12 protein-coding genes and 1 pseudogene are annotated in these 16,583 nt (G+C 60.0%); 1 reads left to right on the forward strand and 12 read right to left on the reverse strand.

Translation table 11 applies throughout. From position 1 onward, the window contains the following. Positions 1-36: 36 nt before the first annotated feature. Positions 37-2,079, forward strand: a pseudogene (locus ACSSVC_RS23960) (TonB-dependent siderophore receptor); the annotation flags it as partial. Between the two features lie 163 nt (positions 2,080-2,242). Here ACSSVC_RS23960 and ACSSVC_RS23965 read toward each other — a convergent pair. From ACSSVC_RS23965 to ACSSVC_RS24020, 12 genes are all read right to left on the reverse strand, one after another. Next, entirely contained in the window at positions 2,243-2,986 is a 744-nt protein-coding gene (locus tag ACSSVC_RS23965; protein WP_492611515.1) for a hypothetical protein, read from the reverse strand. Positions 2,987-3,308: 322 nt separating this feature from the next. Then, positions 3,309-3,596 (reverse strand): hypothetical protein, encoded by a 288-nt coding sequence (locus ACSSVC_RS23970; protein ID WP_492611516.1) that lies wholly within the window; start codon positions 3,594-3,596, stop codon positions 3,309-3,311. Further along, a complete protein-coding gene (locus ACSSVC_RS23975; RefSeq protein WP_492611517.1) occupies positions 3,593-3,967 on the reverse strand; it encodes a hypothetical protein in 375 nt (124 codons plus the stop codon). The genes ACSSVC_RS23970 and ACSSVC_RS23975 overlap by 4 nt, the downstream gene beginning before the upstream one ends. Continuing rightward, positions 3,964-4,407, reverse strand: a complete 444-nt coding sequence (locus ACSSVC_RS23980) for a structural protein P5 (protein ID WP_492611518.1) — start codon at positions 4,405-4,407, stop codon at positions 3,964-3,966. The genes ACSSVC_RS23975 and ACSSVC_RS23980 overlap by 4 nt, the downstream gene beginning before the upstream one ends. 134 nt (positions 4,408-4,541) lie before the next feature. Continuing rightward, complete coding sequence (locus ACSSVC_RS23985) at positions 4,542-4,895, reverse strand: hypothetical protein (RefSeq protein WP_492611519.1); 354 nt, start codon at positions 4,893-4,895, stop codon at positions 4,542-4,544. Between the two features lie 12 nt (positions 4,896-4,907). Continuing rightward, complete coding sequence (locus ACSSVC_RS23990; protein ID WP_492611520.1) at positions 4,908-6,767, reverse strand: hypothetical protein; 1,860 nt, start codon at positions 6,765-6,767, stop codon at positions 4,908-4,910. A 56-nt stretch (positions 6,768-6,823) separates the two neighbouring features. Then, on the reverse strand, positions 6,824-10,570 hold the full coding sequence (locus tag ACSSVC_RS23995) for a TipJ family phage tail tip protein (protein ID WP_492611521.1): 3,747 nt from the start codon (positions 10,568-10,570) through the stop codon (positions 6,824-6,826). Positions 10,571-10,621: 51 nt separating this feature from the next. Further along, positions 10,622-11,203, reverse strand: a complete 582-nt coding sequence (locus tag ACSSVC_RS24000; protein ID WP_492612589.1) for a tail assembly protein — start codon at positions 11,201-11,203, stop codon at positions 10,622-10,624. After that, a complete protein-coding gene (locus ACSSVC_RS24005) occupies positions 11,203-11,985 on the reverse strand; it encodes a C40 family peptidase (protein WP_492611522.1) in 783 nt (260 codons plus the stop codon). Before ACSSVC_RS24005 ends, ACSSVC_RS24000 begins: the two co-directional genes overlap by 1 nt. Positions 11,986-11,988: 3 nt before the next feature. Next, entirely contained in the window at positions 11,989-12,690 is a 702-nt protein-coding gene (locus ACSSVC_RS24010) for a phage minor tail protein L (protein ID WP_492611523.1), read from the reverse strand. Between the two features lie 35 nt (positions 12,691-12,725). Next, positions 12,726-13,073 (reverse strand): phage tail protein, encoded by a 348-nt coding sequence (locus tag ACSSVC_RS24015; protein WP_492611524.1) that lies wholly within the window; start codon positions 13,071-13,073, stop codon positions 12,726-12,728. Next, complete coding sequence (locus ACSSVC_RS24020) at positions 13,073-16,468, reverse strand: phage tail tape measure protein (protein ID WP_492611525.1); 3,396 nt, start codon at positions 16,466-16,468, stop codon at positions 13,073-13,075. The genes ACSSVC_RS24015 and ACSSVC_RS24020 overlap by 1 nt, the downstream gene beginning before the upstream one ends. Positions 16,469-16,583: the final 115 nt, after the last annotated feature.

Here is a 16,583-nt window from a genome sequence, read left to right on the forward strand (position 1 = left end):
TCTGCCATGGGACAGCGTCGCCTTCTAGGATTGTTCATGAGCCGGATTCACCCGACGCCCCCCACACGCGCCTGCTCCAAAGGATTGCCTTTCAATCGCCTGACCCTGAGCCTGCTGCTGGCCGGCAGCCACGCCGTGGCCAACGCCAGCGGCACCCAGTTGCCGACCCAGACGGTCAGTGGCGAAGCGCAGTACGGCTATCGCGCCGACAGCGCCTCGGTGGGCGGCTTCAGCGAAACACCGCTGCTGGACACCCCGGCCTCCATCAGCGTGATCAACGAAGAGCTGATCAAGGACCAACAGGCGCGACTGCTCAGCGAGGTGCTGAAGAACGACGCCTCGGTGGGCCAGAGCTACGCGCCGGTGGGCTACTACGAAAACTTCGAGGTGCGCGGCTTTTCCCTGAACGCCGCCAGCAGCTACAAGATCAACAACCGCACCGTCACTGGCGAACAAAGCGTCGCCCTGGAAAACAAGCAGCGGGTGGAATTGCTCAAGGGCCTTTCCGGCCTGCAAAGCGGAGTCAGCGAGCCGGGTGGCTTGATCAACTACGTGACCAAGCGGCCCACGGATATCCGCTCGGTCACCGTCTCCACCGACGATCGCGGCAGCGGTTACCTGGCCACCGACGTGGGCGGCTGGTTCGGCAGCGAACAACAGTTCGGCCTGCGCGCCAACCTGGCCCATGAAGACCTGCACTCCTACGTCGAGCACACCAACGGCCAGCGCGACTTCGCCTCCCTGGCCTTCGACTGGAACATCAGCCCCGATGCCCTGCTGCAACTGGACATCGAATACCAGAACAAGCAGCAGCGCTCGGCACCGGGCTATCAACTGCTGGGCGGCGCCAGCCTGCCCCACCACGCCTCGCCGAAAAAGCTCCTGGGACACCAGAGCGGCTCCAAGCCGGTGACCAATGAGTCGCTGAACATCAGCGGCAACTTCGAGTACCGCTTCAACGACGACTGGAAGGGCAACCTCAGCGCGTCCCGCAGCAAGGTGGTGATCGATGACTACAGCTCGTTTGCCTGGGGCGGCTGCACCACTGGCTGCATCAACGCCAACGGCAACTACTTCAGCCCTGAAGGCAACTACGACATCTACGACTTCCGCAGCCCCGACGACACCCGGCGCAATGATGAAGCCCAGGCGCTGCTCAATGGTCGCTTCGACGCAGCGGGCCTGGGCCATGAACTGAGTGTGGGGACCAGTGCATTTCGCCGTGTGGTGGACCGGCGCGAGTCCATCAATCAATGGATTGGCACGGGCAATATCCAGAGCGAGCCGGAGAACTTCAAGCGCTACGACGGCGCCCTCAACGACCCCCATAAACGCCTCGACAGCCGCCAATACGGCCTGTTCCTCAGTGACCGCATCAGCTTCAACGAACAGTGGCAGACCGTCCTCGGCGGGCGCGAAGTGCGCCTCGACGAAGAGAGCTTCGACAAGGACGGCGTGCGCGATCGCCACACCCAGCGCTATGTCTTCCTGCCTCAGGCGGCGTTAATCTACAAACCGATCAACGACATTTCGTTGTACACCCAATACGGCAAGGGCTTGTCCTTGGGTGGCCAGGCCCCCTGGTTCGCCACCAACAGTGGAGCCACCCTGGCCCCCACCGTCTCGCGCCAAATCGAAACCGGGATCAAATACGACTGGCAACGCATGAGTTTTACCGCCGCCCTGTTCCAGATGCGCCAGGCCTACCAGTACTCGCGCCCGGACGCTGCCGGCGGTTTCACCTACGTCCAGCAGGGCCAGCAAAAGAACACCGGCCTGGAGCTCTCCGCCAACGGCTGGGCCACCCAGCGCCTGCAGATTGCCGCCAGCGTCGCGGCGATCCGCTCCCGGGTCGAGGGCACCGGCACCCCGGCCTACGAAGGCCATCAAACCCTCAACGTCCCACGCCTGCGAGCCAGCCTCCAAGGCGACTACGCCCTACCCTGGCTCGACGGCCTGGCATTGCTGGGCGGCATGCAATACAGCGGCAGCAAATACGCCGACCGCCAGGGCAACGTCGCCACCGGCGCCTACGCCATATTCAACATCGGCAGCCGCTACAGCACCCGCATTGATGGCTAGTACACGCCATACAAACATATTTTCTTCTTTATTTTCAGCAGCTTAGAACAAAAACAACCAAAAAAAACCACTTTATTTAGAACGTTTTAAGCTCAATAGGCATTGGTGCAAACGGATGCTTATTGGGGAAGAAAAGCTGTTCCTCAGTTCGGAGGCTCCATTACAGGTTGAGCGAGACTTCATCCATTTTCGTCAGGTCGCAAACCAACATCTTGACCATCGCTGGCTTGCTCGGGTTTGTCCCCCCCGTCACCGACGGCCATTGGTTGCCGCTGGTGGTTCGCCTGAATAGCAGGTAGTCGAACGTAACGCGGTTGCCAGTCACGTAGGCCGACACGCCAGCGAGGCTTCCCCATCCTCCACCCGCGCTGCCACCAGAATCGACGTACCACTGCGGCTGCGATATCACCAGCCCGATCTTTTGTGCGTTCGGGTACGTTGTTGAAAGTTGCCCAGCGCCGTAGTAATGCTCTCGATAGTCAAGCACTTTGAGGAATGGCGCCTCGCTGTCATAGATCAGCTTGCCGTGCTCGTTCCAGATGTTGAGCAGCCCTCGCGGCGGTTCTAGCGACACCTCGGGATCATCCGAGGGGATGAAGACGTAGTAAGTAAGCTTCTGGTTTGAGGTGTAAACGTCGCTGGAGTAGATCCTCGCCCATTGGGTGCTCCCGTCCAACTTCTGGAATAAGGTCAACGGCGCGCAGCCTGAAGGGAGCTCAATGGCGATTATGGCCCTCGCACCACTCTTAGGAACAGGAGCTCGCATGTCCCACATCTGTGTGGCTGCCGCCTGCCCAACCCCGCTGTACACTTCACCCTTTTTCCATAGCACATAGTTTGAAAACGAGTCGCTGATCTGCACAGAGCCCCAGTCGTTGATGCTTTCGAAATATACGCTGCTCATCAATAGCACCCGTAGACCAGCACTGCCGGCCCCCATTGCGGATGTGGCTGCGTGCTCCAGGTCAGCGTTGTACCGCTAATGGATGTCTGCGTGGTGTTGATCTGGTGCGGACCACCGACTTGGTCCTTCAAGATTACGAACCACGGGCGACTACTAGCCCATTCAGGAACCTGCACGCTGCCGGACCACTGGGCTGGCGTGATCCCGAGGTAGCGAGGCAGCCCTGCGCTCGTGTCGATATTGACCGTTCCGTCAGCATAAAACGTCTGTAATCCTGCCGGCATATAAACCTCCTACAAAAATAGCGCTGCTCTCGGCCTGTTCAGCGACACGCATCAACTGCGGCCAGCAAAAGCCGCTCATACCCTATCCGCTGCCAGCGCTCCGCAAGCAGCGCCCGCACCTTCAACTCCAGGCTGTCGGTCTTCTTAAGGCTATCCGTGGCCCAAGCGGGCACGGGCACAACCGGCGCCCTGCAGGGTACTTGCACCGGCACCTCCACACGCACGGTGCGCACTTCAGGTTCCCGGGCTGCGCATCCGACCAGGAGCAACAGAAGACCGGTCAGGAATAGCTTCTGGAATATTTTGCTGTGCGTTTTGTCGTTCACAACCCCAGCTCCTGATCAATGATCGATTCCGCCGCCGGCGCCGGGTCACCGCCAGTACGCTCCTGCAGCAATCGGTTCCCCGCCGAGTAATCGTGCTGGGTCAGCTCCTTGGCATCAGCCTGGGCCAGGGCGGCGCGACGCTCGCGCTCCTGGCCAGCCAGCACCAGGTCACCCAGCCTCCGCCCCTGCTCCCCCGCCAGGGCTTCCAGGTTGTTGCGGCCAGCCTTTGCCGTGGCCAACTCGGTTTGGGCGGTATCGAGCAGCGGCCGGTAATGCCTGGAAGACAGCCAGGCCCCCAGGGCAGCTCCGGCGGCCAACACCAGGACGACGGCCAGCAGAATGCCAACCACCCGCCAGGCGCCGGCGCTCACCTCAAGGCCCTGCGCAAGCCTTCCTCGAACACAGCATCCGGGTAAGGGTTGCCGCCGTTTTCGTGCACGATGATCCCGAGCATCACAGCCCGCAGGGTCGCCGGGTTCTTGATGTCGATCGCGTCGTTCGCCTTCACGCCCAGGCGCTTAGCGATTGCGGCGATGTAGGCCTCGGTGTCGTTCTCGTTCCCAGGCGCCCAGCGGGTGATGAACTCGCGAGGGGTGTCGATGCCTGGGCCGCCGACTCCCGGCATACCGTCTTTGCCTCGGTAGTTGAGTAGCAGCTTGCCCAGGGCACGGATGCCGTTCTCGGCAGTGTCGAAGATGGCAAAGCGGCCGTTCGGCTCCTTGCCGAGCTGGCCCTGCCAGTCGTTGCGGGGGTTGTAGTCGATGTTTCCCGGGTTGCGGTTGCGGACGCCGCGGGCGTTTTGAATTGTCATGGTCAAACTCCAGGCACAAAAAAGCCCGCGACTTGGCGGGCTGGCTGAGGGAGGAAAAGTGGAAGTCGCTGATCGGTGATAGATACTTTTTCAACAGGCAAAAAAAACCCGCTCAATAGCGGTTTTTATTGGTCCTATGGAGCTTCTGGCCTTGGCCTTCCTCCAGAGTACCGGCGCAGCTCGCCGCGATAAGTGAGCCAGTCTTTCAGGCTGCCGTGGATTGCATCGGGAGCCTCGACCTTTTCTGCGATCTCTTGCAGACACTCAAGCTGGGCGGTGGTGATAGCTGACTGCTCGGCTTTCCATTCGGAATCAATCCTCGCGTTCTCAGAGGGGGACTCACTCCAGCCCGGGAATAGCCAAACCTGATCCCAGAACTCGGAGATGCTATCTACGAGGATTGCCCCCTCTGGAGGAGTATGGTCGCCCATGAACTTACCGGCCTGCCTTCCGCCCTGGTAAACGTACTGATAAAGCGTGTAATCCATGATTTTAACTCCTTAAATTGCTAGTACAGTGAACTGTATGTCGCAGCTTGACCATGGAAGGAAAGTTCCCGTTCCTCCGGGCGTTGCGTGAATGACTGCGGCGTTCTGCCCGTTGGTTGCTTGTATGGCGAAGTTGTTTAAACCAAGGTTGTACATGCTCATTCCAACCGCTGCACTACTTTCCGCGTTGTTGCTTATATTGAGGATAGTGCCCGCCGCATAACCAGCAACCGCTACTTTAAGTTTCGCCTCTAGCGTAATAGAAAATGGTTTGGCGTTGAGATTGTGGGTTATATAGATGTTGGTTGAGGACGCTATAGGCGTCCAGCCGCTAACCCATTTTTTAAGTGATGTTGCTTGCAGGTTTTGAATCTGCGAAGAGTGGGTTGCGACTTGGGCGGCCGTAGCGGTGATATCGACAGTCCCAGGGTTTACTGCGGTTGTTCCACCAATGAAGCACCAGATAGCGCCGAAGTTTGCCGGACGAGTCTCTGCAGCAACCCTTAGAGCCTTGTTCGCCGGGGATACTGGGACCAGCTTAATTTGATTGCCCTGATTCGCCTGTGCCCATACGTTCCTTGACGTACCTGAGTTCGTTGTTGGATTAGAATATCCAGTCTCACTTGCATATAAATCAAACGGCGAATCAACAAAGCCTATCTTGAAGTCTTGCGTAGCGTCAGTCTGAAGCCGCTGTAGGCCTGCCGATGCTCGGCCATATCCCCGCATGAACAGTCCATTCAGGGCGCCGTTCGCAAGCTTTCCGTTAAGGTCTGGTGCTCGGAAGTTGGTCGAGCCATCACCTGAAGACCAAGAGGTCTGAAGATATGCGTCACCTGCCCATGCGGCTTCGGTTACCGCGACCGGCGATACCAGGGCCCAGAGCTCTGGCCACATAGCTCTAGACAGCAACTGTCCGTTTGCCGGGATATGACCGGCAGGCAGGGATGCCTCAGATAAATGCCATTGAACCAGGGAGCCCACAGGCAGCCCTGCGCCACCCGAGCCAACTTTCTTCCAGGGCTGAATGGCGCCGTTAATGCATCCGCGAACCCACACGATAGGCTCATTGATTTGCGTAACGGTTTGCGTCCAGCTCGTCACGTCATACCACTCCATTCGGAACGTGCCGTAAACCTTCGGGCTGTTCAGGGTTTCGGTGTGGACAAGGTATGTTCCTGTTGGCTCCAGAACGTTTGCGTCAGAAATAGCCTTTACGCTCTGCTGAGCACTGCCAGCTCTTGGGTCTGCCCCTACGCCAAAATCTCCTTTGGTTATGGACCTGAACCATTCTGTCCAGATGTTACCGCTAACCGATCGGAACCACGAAACCTCCCCAATAGGGTGCCCCCTGGTGGTAGTAAGCCTCTGCAAGACTGAGCTGCTGTCGAAAGTAATTACCTCAAGGAACCCGTAGGTCCCTTTGCCGTTTGCGTCGGTAGGTTTGACGGCATAGTTCCCATACACCAGGGCCTTGTTCAGGTCTCCATCAGGGACCGGGATTCCAGGGCCGCCTATACCCTGATCCTTTAGGTTGGTCAGGGTTCCGAGTTTGGTTTTCTCGGCGGTTGTAAAGTCGTTTGTCGAAAGCCCCTTACCCGGGACCTTGTCCGCTTTCTCGCTCAGCGCGGTATTGACTGCCGCTTTGTCCGCTTTGTCGTCCACCCCAAGTGCAGTCGCCAGAAGCGCCTTGGGGACGTCCTTGACGGCATCAGGCTCGACGCCTGCGACTGTCTGAACCTTTCCGCCGCCCTCCTCGATTGCCGTGTACAGCTCGGCGGTCATGTCGTTAACTTTGATCATCGCTGAGCGGAACGTGTCGCCGCCTTGGCCCGTCGGGATCACTCCAAGCTCAATATTCTTGCGTGCCATGCGCACCCCTCATCTGTAAAACAAATGGCGAGAGAGTCTTTCCTCTCCCTCCCGCCTTATCCCCAAATACCAAGCCGGACCCGCAGCCTGTCGTTTGTGTCGAACACCTGGATCAGTTGGTTCGACATGGTCAGCCTGCCGCCACCCGCCAGGTTGCCGTTAAACTCCAGATTGCCGCCCCTCCAGAGCTTCCAGCCGCGCTTTCCTGGCTCATAGTCGGCAGACTGCAGGTTGTCGCCGATTTTGAGCATGTCGATAGAGCCGTTCTTGATGAATGCAGACTTCATGAAGACCTGGCCGCCCTCAACAGCAAACGGAACAGTTCCACCCTGCTGAATTGCGAACATGTCGGCATCGATGATGAACTTCGATTCCAATTGCCCCTCGGCGTTGTTCTCTAGGCCCAAGCCGATACCGGCGTACTTGTACTCGCCGTTACTCGCGTTGTACTGCAAGCGCACGGACCATGAAGCATTGACCTTGCCGCTTGCATCCGTAGCGAGCTGGAAGCCTTGATCGGCCTTCAACGAGGTCTTGCCAAGGTTCACTTCGAGGGTGTCCGTTTTCTGCGCCAGGGCATCGGTTGCCGTCACGCGGGCCAGCGTTTCCGCCTTGATCGCGGCAGAGTTATCTCCGGCTTTTGCGTCAACCTGGGTGATACGTTCGGACAGCGCTGTATCAGCAGTAACCATCGCCGTGGTCAGATCCGTGACCTTGGCATTTGTCTCGCCGAGACCTGCTTCGACGATGTCTGTGCGCTTGGCCTGCTGGTAGTCGCCCTCGGCGATTGCAGACCAGACAGACCAGACACCGGCGTAGCCCGCGTCCTGCCCCACCAGCTCCCCGCTGTCGCCCGCCATTGGCGGATTGAGCTGCACATAGACCCCGTCGACCTTCTCCGACATAGCTGTCACCTTGCCGTCGATGTTGGTGATCTGCTGGGTCAGGTTATGCACCTCTCCGGCCAAGGCATTGGCTTCCTCAAGGATCGTGCCCACGTCTTTCCAATAGGCCGCGTTCGGAGGTTGAGTACCCACCGGAACAGGACCGAGAGCCTGGTACAGGTTCTGGCCCTGGCGCACGATCTCGCCCTTGCTGTAGGTCTTCTCCGGGTCCCACACCAGCGCATCGGTGTACTGCTTGATCAGATCCTTGATCGCCTCCAAGCGATCATTCACCGACCCCGGCCCATCTCCACTGATCTTGGCGATCTCATCCTTGAGGTGCTGGCCCAGGCTGGACTCATCGATCTTGCCCTTGATGTAGTCGAGTATCAGGTTCGCGTCGGAACTGGCTCGCCCCTGTACGCCGGCACCGGTCGGGTAGAACGGCCCCACGTTGCCGGTCCGGTCCACCAGGCGAGCCCAGAAGAAAAACGTGGCGCCCGCCGCCAACCCCTGCATGAGGAAGTCCGCCTGTGGGTGTGCCAGGTCGGTCAGCTTGGTGGCCTCCTCCAGGCTGTTGCCTGGGCCATACCAGATCTCGGTGCGCTGGGTGTCCTCGGCGCCTGATGGGAAACCCCATTTGAGGCCGATGCCGAACAGCTCACTCGATGCCGTGAGATGCGTTACCGCTGGTGGTGACGCGGTCTTGCCTGCGACATCAGTGAGTACCGACGTTGCGGGGATAGATGCCACGTCCATTGCGTTGACGGCTCGCACGCGGGCCAGGTACTGGCCTGCATACACTCCACGCACATCGACGGCGAGCTCACCGGTGCGCGGCACCTTGGTCCAGTCACGGGAGCCCCAGCGCCATTCCACGTCGTACGCCACAGCGCCAGGCGCAGCATCCCACCCGATGGTCATGGTGGTAACCGCAATGCCCTGGTCTACAGCGGAGTGGCTGCTGATCAGCACGCGGGCCGGAGCTTCTTGCACGCCAGGCGGCAAAACACTGATTGGCCGGTCGTCGATCATGGTGCCGTGATCGATGGCGTCGAACTTGCTGGGCTCATGCTGGATCAGCTCGAGTTGGAACCGAGTCCACTCTGGCCGCGTCACGTTGCGAACGTAGAACTGCATCAGCTTCAAATCGTCGTAGTCGATCGCCCAGCCGCATTCGGATTGCGGGGCCTCGCTGAAGTCGGCCATGACGGTGATCTGCCGCCCGCTCACCGAGCGAACTTGCCGCGTCTCGGCCTTGCCACTGGGCAGGTTAACCAGCAGCCGGGCGCCGGCGGGAACCTCGACGTCACGGTCAACGGTCACGGTGCGGCCAGCGACGGCAGCAATCCGGCCGCCGTTGGCCCTGCCGGCCAGCATTGGATCGGACAGCGCAATCACGGTTCCAGGCTTCGGGATATAGCCATCTAGGCCAACGTTGATCGTCGCGCCGCGGATCTGCAGCTGCTCAGTCAGCAGCGCCCACTTGCCCGCGCGCTGGGCCTGGCCACGGCTGGTGCAGCCCACCGCCTCAACAGAAACGCTTCGCACGCCGTACTCGGCCATGGCGTCCTCATCGAATACCGGCTCCTTGTCGGTATCGAACCCCTGATCAGGATCATCGAACGAGACCATGGCGAGGCTGTGCCTGTCGCGCAACCTGCTGCCGGAATACTTGATCGCCCCGTCTCCGAGAATCTGTGACGGCGTGTAGGTGTAGACCGGGTCCTGCGGAATGTCGGCATTGACAGTGATCTGGCTGCCGTCCCAGTACGCCAACCCGTGGAAGATCGCAGCCAGGTCCTGCAGCACCGCCCAGGCCTCGGCCTGCTTCTGCAGGTAGAGGTTGCAGGTGAAACGCGGCTCCATGCCCCCCTGGCCTTTCCCGTCCGGCACCAACTGGTCGCACCATTGGGCGATGCGGTACAGCGACCAGCGGTTAATCATCGAGGCATCGATACGATCGCCCAGGCCGTAGTACGGGTGCAGAGCCAGGTCGTAGAACACCCAGGCCGGGTTGTTGGTGTAAGCCTCCTTGAACGAGCCATCCCACACGCCGTTGGTGGTGCCGGCGCCGGAGGTGGCATAGGTGCGCGTCTCTGGGTCGTAGTTCATCGGCACTCGCACGATTCTGCCGCGCATCAGGGCCGCAATCTTCGGGAAGTCCCCGCCGAACTGTTGGGCGTCGTATTCGATGCAGCCGACCGCCGTGAGCGGATACTCCTGGTCGCTGTTGACGACCTCGGCGATCGCCTCAACGACCATGGCGTCTTGCACCAGCGAACTGCTCGCCTCTGGTGTCAAGCGACGCGCACGGATAGTCCACCTGCTGCCCGCGGGCAACTCGATACGGTGCGATCGCTCGTACTTGGTGACGTTCTTGCGGTCTACGCTCGACGTCAGCACCTGCTGGTAGGGACCGCCATCCGTGGCCACGTCAATCGCATAAGCGATATGTACGCCGTTGATGTTGCCGCCACTGTCCTGGGCCTGCAGCACCGGCCAGGAAAACCGCACGCGCACGGCGTCGATAACGGCGTTATTGATTGAGTAAACCCACGGCACGGTGCTACGCAGTTCCAGGCCGACCCTGATCTCGTTGCTCGACTCGGTAACCCCCTCAAGGCGATCCTGGTGCAGCTCTCCCGACCGGAACTGCCACTTCACACCTGGGTAGTTAATCGTGCCGTCCTCGGCAATGATCGGCGTCCCATCGAGCTTTACCGAGCGCAATCCGTTCACAGGTCCGACGATAGGCCCCCAGCTCCACAGGTAGACCAAGCGAGCGGTCGAGATTGACGGCACGCTGTTCGAGGCAATGCTCGGCTGCTTCTGCTTCTTGCCGCCCCCTTTGTACCCGACGACTTGGCGCCGCTGCGCCCGAGTTGCCAGCGTGCTGCGCTTCACTTTCGCGACCATTCACTCCTCCAGAAACAAAAAACCTGCGGAGCAGGTCAGGTGATCGGCTGGTTACAGCCTGTCTTGTGGGTACACACCGCCGGACTCGATCGCCCCGCCGATCTCACGTTCGCCGTAAAGGACGGGATAAGGGTTGCCCTGGGCAATGGTGGTCACCGCTGAGCCGAAGCCGTAGCTGGGGTTGTTGCCGTCCTCGTTACGATCGAGACTTCCGGTCTTGGCCGTGGGCGACAGCATCTGCACCACGCCTCCAAGCGCCATTGCGGCACCGCCGGCCATCATTGCCAACCCGGCCGCCGAGGTAGTCCCGAATGTGAAATAGCCAGCCACCACCAACACGGCGCCGAGCACTAGCTGGAACAGGCCGGCCTGTTTGCTGCCCTGGATAATTGGTGCAATGCGGATCTCGCTACTATCACCGCCCTGCAGATCCAACTCTTCGGCTGCGAGATTGCGGCGACCAGAGAACACCGTGAACGCCAGGCCTCGCTCCTCGGCAGTGGCCAGGAACTTCTCAAAGCCCGGAATCATGTTGCACAGGGCCTGTATTGCGTCCCTGGCGCTGTGGACATCCAGCACGTACTCGCGCCCGAAGTGCCGGCGCAAAACCCCGTAGAGCTTCACGGTGCGCATCATGGTTCGTACTCCTTATGCCGAAGGATCAGGCGACAGCGGTTGGCCATCGACCAGCCGTAGATGTCGCGCGTGGAGGCGCGACCAGCCATGTGGTGATAGATGAATGGGCCGGAGCCACCCAGCGTTGGTGCGTCCTCGCTGACCAGGGCCGGCTCGTCGCCCAGGTAGATCGCCGCGTGATTCGGGTGGAAGCATGGTCGGCCAAGTGACGGCACCATGAAGACGAGCATGTCACCACGGCGCGGCTCGCTGACCTGATAGAAGCCGGCTCCCTTGAAGTTGTCTTCATACAGGCTCGGGCCGTCGGCCTCCTCCCACCAGAGATCCTTGCGCTCGAAGTTTGGCAACTGCAGGCCGACCTCCCTGGAGTACCAGTCGCGGCAGGCGCCCCAGCAGTCGAGCAGGCCATGCGAGAACTCGCGGCCCAGCAGCGGCGCGGTATATCCGGACGGCTTGAACCACTCCATGTCACCACCTGGCCAGGCCACGATGCCCCACGGCACTTCATGCAGCTCGCAACTGACGCGGTCGGCCATGCTCGGGCGCGGCGTAGCGTCCGGGTGGCTGTGGATGATAGCCAGCAGCTCTCCGCGGTCCTCGGCGTTGGCCAGGTCTTTATGGTGCAGGGTGAACTGGTCGCGGGGCGTCTTGGCCAGGTTGCGGCAAGGCACGTACTCGCGGCCCGCGGCCGTCTTGATCAACACGCCGCACGCTTCCGCCGGGTGCTCGCGCTCGGCATGCTCGCGAATAGCGGCCTGCAACTGTTGGTTGATACGCATGGATTACCTCGAACTTGCGATCAGGCTTGCGCCCATGGAACCGCCGAATCGGCGTGTGTTACCGCGCAGCTTGCAGCTGTTCCAACGGCCCGCACAGCGATCGAGCGCCGGGTTGTCAGTCGGCTCGTTCTGCTTGGTGAACATCGCGGCGCCGGAATATGCGCAAGCCTCGCCGCGGTAACCGTTGCGCGTAGCCCATCGGCACAGCTTGGTGATCTGCTGGCTGGGCAACTGCACCCCACCAAGGTCCAGCGGGCTCGATAGCTGGAACGTCACCTGCTCCCGGTCTTCCTCGGTCTTCTGTTCAATGAACCAAAGATTTTCCCGAGCCTGATTGGCAGCGCCGGGGTTGCCCTCCGGGAAGTTTGCCGCGTCAAGGAAGTGCCGGAAGGTCTCAATGACCTTCACCTTAGCGCCTGCCAGGTCCTTGAGGGCCAGGCATAACGCCGAGACGGCACCTCGCACACCAGCGATTTCGTTGGCCAACTGTAGCGTCGGTGTAGCTGGCCGACCGTCGCCGCGAATATCGAAGCCTTTGGCCTCGATCTGAATTGGCTCGTACAGCTGTCCCTGCCAGACGATGTCGCCCTCTTGGGCGTGCCCGTGAAAGCGCATCAGGTTACCGCCCAGGCGCGTAGCGTCCACCTCGTACAGCCGGACTTGGTTGCCCGGCTCGAGCTTCTGGATATCGGTTTCGAAAGTCATGGGGCCTCAGAAAAATAAACCCCGCTCGGGCGGGGTCAATAGGGGGTGAAGACTTGCTTCATCGTGAAGCTAAGCTTGAACAGGCCAGCACCTTGTGGATCGAGCTTGTAGTCCTTGGACTTGTACCGCCCCAACGTCCCGCCTGGAGGGGTCCAGAAAAAAGACTTGTAGCCCTCATGGCGATCAAGGAAGTCACGCATTAGGCGAAGCTCCTGCCCCGCCTCCAGGCTACCCACCGCTTGGTGGGCCCACTCCTGCGACTTGCCGTTGATCCCGGTGCCGCCCGACTGGACGTATCCATCACCGAAATCGTTCTCCCATGTACGTTGCTTGATCTCACCCGATGCGCCGACCCTGGTGCAGAAGCTAAATGTCTCTGCCATTACCTCCTCCACATCGACCCGCCCTGGGCGAACTCTTCATTCAGCACCTCGCGGATGGTTTGCCTGAGCCCCTGCCCAACCATCTCGCCCTGGCGGCGAGCATCCTCGTCACTCATGCCTGGCTGGGCCTGGACAGTGACAGGGGCATTGATTGTGACGCCGCCACTCCCCACTCCAGCACCCGCATCGTTCGCACTGCGCAGGTACTGGGTCAGGTCGCGGTTCTGGTTCGGGTTAAGCACCCGCTCGCCACCATCGAGCAGCCATGTGCCCTCACGCGGGATGTTGTCGAGGCCGTTGTGTGCCATACCGACCAAAGCACTGGAGGCCACGCCGGCGACCATTGGGGCAGTTGCTGCAGCGGCTGCAGCGGCGGCCGCTGGTGCCATTGCTGGGCCGACAATTGGAATCGCCGCAGTAGAGGCGAAGGCGGCAAGGCTTGCCTGAAATGACGTAGCCTGGGCATTGGCGACAAGCGCCATGCCAGCAGTCGCTTGGGTGCTTTTTCCAACCACTAGCTGGATTGCCTGATACACAAGCCATTGAGCAGCCATATCCGCCAATGCATTGATCATGGACTTGGCGAAACCAGCCACCATGTCCATCAGTGCATCTCCAGCATCCTTTGCCCCAGTGGCTACGTCCGACAGAAGCGTACCAAGCTCGCTTCTTGCGCTGCCGAGGATAGAGGTTGTTGCATCAGCGGCCATTGCCGAATAGTTCGTGGCCGCATCGGCGAAGTTCTGCCATGCGCTAGTGACGCCGTCCATCCAGTTGGCTTGTGCATCATCAAGCTGGCTGTAGTAGTCGTTCTGAAGCTCCAGTCGTGCGGTAAGTGCATCACTGAGAATCTGAGTTTCTTGGTCGTACAGTTCCTGGCTGACGTCGCCGCTATTTCGCTGGAGGACAAGTTCGCGCTGCTGACGGTTGAAGTCTTCCTCAATCGCCAGTCGCTCCTTCAGGCGTTCCTTGTATTTATCGCCCTGACCGGCACCGGCTAGCTCCTGATCAAATCCACTTTTAGCAGTCTGGTAATCCTCGTTCACACTGGATCGGAAGGATGCTAGCTTCTTGCCGTCCTCCTCCGCCTGCTTCAATTTCTTGAGTGCGTCGAGTTCAGCGGCCAAGCCTTCCAGGCGCTTGCGCTGCTGCGAGTTAACGCCTTCCAGCTTCCCACTGGAGACCTCAAAAGCGAGCTTCTCCACCTCAGTGGCGTTCTTTCGCTTGTCAGTGGAGGTGTTAATCAGCTCGATCTGCCGCTTGTAGCCCTCCTCCATGTCCTCAAAGCGTTTGCCAAGCGCCTTGCTGTCCTTGTCGATTGCCTTCGACTCTTTAAGGGCCTTGTTGGCCTTATCTATGGCGTCGGCAGCAGCCAGGGCCTTTTTTTCGTCCGGCGGCGACAGCTTCAACGAGCCAGCTGCAAGCTGAGCCCGGAGCTTCTCGACCTCTGTCAGCTTGCCAGCAACAACCGCTTGCTTTTCCAAGTTCTTCAGGTAGTTGCTGCCCTCTTTGTCCGAGGCAAGCCTTGTGCCGTTCAGCTCCTTATTGAGCTCTTGGAGCGCCAGGCGCAACGCCCCAACCTTCTCCTTCTGGATATCAAGGTTGCCCTGTGAGGTGTTTTTCCCGTCGTCAACGTTCTTTTGGAACACCTCCTGCCACTGCTCGGCCTCCTTGAGCTCTTTGGTCAGGCCGGCGACCTTCTCCTGGATCTGTTCGAAAGACTGCCCCGACAGGTTCTGCGGGATCATGTCACGCGAAGCTCGGCGAATCCTCGTGGATGCATCCTCAAAGGCGTTTGCAGCCTTTCCCGCGCCGGATGCGGCATTGTCACCAAATGTCAGAAAGGACGCGCCTACAGCAGCCACGGTGAGGACCAAGCCAGGAAGGCCACCCATAACTCGCATCAGACCAAACCAGGCCCCTTGCAGCGCCGAAATTGCCCGCCCTGCAAAGGTGGCAGTCGCGGCCCATGCCGCTGTTGCGGTACTTGCCGCGTATTGAGCCGCGGTGACCTGAAGCGTAGTGACCGCAACGGCCTCAGTAGCCGCAGCTTGTTTCGTCAAGGCACCCGCGACTGCGGTTGAGCTTGCAACGGTCGTTGACGCGAGCTTCGCCTCGGCGACTGCCAGTTGATTGGTGATCGCGACCTCCGCCACGCGCAGTTCTGCCATCCGCGCAATGGACTGCTGCCTACCGACGTCGGAGATCTGGGCTTGTAATCGCTGCGTTTCAAGTTGCTTTTCCGCAGCTAGCGACCCCATCACTGCCTGGACGCGAGAAACCTCTGCAGCTGCAATCTGTCGCTCTGCTGCGACTTGGGCGCTGGCAGACTGAACCGCTTGCCGAGCGGAGTTTTGCACCGCCAGGGCTTCAGCATGCGCCGCCTCGGCGCGCCGCAACGAACCGTTGGCCGCAATCATTGATGCTTCTGCTTGCTCTTGGGCCGCGACACGACTGGCACGCCATGCCGCGAGCATGTTGGCAAACCCCAAGCCTACCTTTCCGATCGCCACATACAGGCCGGCAGTCAGGACCTGAGCAAAAGCTTGAACCCCTGCTCCATCCCAGGCTTTAGATACAGCAAGTACGGCGTCAGTAAAGGCCTTGCTGAGGCCCAATGCCTCATCAAGCGAACCAATAAATTTGGTCGCGCTGTTCTCGATAGTCTGGAATGCCCCCGAAATGGTCGCCTGAGACCTGGCGAAAGCATCATCAATCGCCTGAGTTTGGGCGAGGATCGCACCAAACACTTCCTTGGACGTCAGCTTGCCAGCCTCGCCCATAGAACGCAGCGACTCCCGTGCCACCCCCATACCATCAGCGATGGCCTGGGCAAGGCCGGGGGCCTGCTCGAGCACAGAGTTAAGTTCTTCACCACGCAACACGCCCGACGCGAATGCCTGGCCAAGCTGTACTAGGGCGCCCTGTGCAGCCTCAGCGGATACGCCACTGGCAGACATGGCCTTGCTGATGTTCTGCGTTACCTGGGCTACCTTTTCCTGGGTCGCACCGAGTTGACCAGAGTTGGCGGCGATGCGCTGATAGAGCTCGGCGGTAGCGTCCAGAGACGAGCGGGCGTTCTGCGCAACAGCAAATACCGATTGCGACTGCTTGGCGAACTGGTCAAACGTCTCGGATACCTGCTTGACGCGGTTTTGTACTCCAACCCACGACTGGGAGTATTTAATAACCTGCTGAACGCTAAGGTAGGCTGCAGCAGCTCCAGCGATCGCCTTGAAAGACGACATCACCGCGTGCGAGGTGTTTGCGGCGTACCGCTCTACCTGCGCCATGCTGCGCTGTGTAGATCTTGCGGCCTGATCCATGCCTTGCTGGAAGCCGCCAATTCTAGCGATCAGATCAAGTGTCAAAGTGCCTAGAGAACGGCTCGCCATGCATTCCTCCAGGCGAAAAAAATCCCGCCATTGCGGGCTTAGTTGGCTATCACCGATACGGGCTTACCATGTCGGTAGTTGTTTGGCTGGCGGTTTTCCCTAATGAATCAAGGGT

The organism is Pseudomonas sp. E1BtOHC1 (assembly GCF_058744285.1).

Coding starts and splice junctions, on each gene's coding strand:
- ACSSVC_RS23965 (WP_492611515.1), bottom strand. CDS start 2,986: ATGAGCAGCGTATATTTCGAAAGCATCAACGACTGGGGCTCTGTGCAG.
- ACSSVC_RS23980 (WP_492611518.1), bottom strand. CDS start 4,407: ATGACAATTCAAAACGCCCGCGGCGTCCGCAACCGCAACCCGGGAAAC.
- ACSSVC_RS23985 (WP_492611519.1), bottom strand. CDS start 4,895: ATGGATTACACGCTTTATCAGTACGTTTACCAGGGCGGAAGGCAGGCC.
- ACSSVC_RS23990 (WP_492611520.1), bottom strand. CDS start 6,767: ATGGCACGCAAGAATATTGAGCTTGGAGTGATCCCGACGGGCCAAGGC.
- ACSSVC_RS23995 (WP_492611521.1), bottom strand. CDS start 10,570: ATGGTCGCGAAAGTGAAGCGCAGCACGCTGGCAACTCGGGCGCAGCGG.
- ACSSVC_RS24000 (WP_492612589.1), bottom strand. CDS start 11,203: ATGCGCACCGTGAAGCTCTACGGGGTTTTGCGCCGGCACTTCGGGCGC.
- ACSSVC_RS24005 (WP_492611522.1), bottom strand. CDS start 11,985: ATGCGTATCAACCAACAGTTGCAGGCCGCTATTCGCGAGCATGCCGAG.
- ACSSVC_RS24010 (WP_492611523.1), bottom strand. CDS start 12,690: ATGACTTTCGAAACCGATATCCAGAAGCTCGAGCCGGGCAACCAAGTC.
- ACSSVC_RS24015 (WP_492611524.1), bottom strand. CDS start 13,073: ATGGCAGAGACATTTAGCTTCTGCACCAGGGTCGGCGCATCGGGTGAG.
- ACSSVC_RS24020 (WP_492611525.1), bottom strand. CDS start 16,468: ATGGCGAGCCGTTCTCTAGGCACTTTGACACTTGATCTGATCGCTAGA.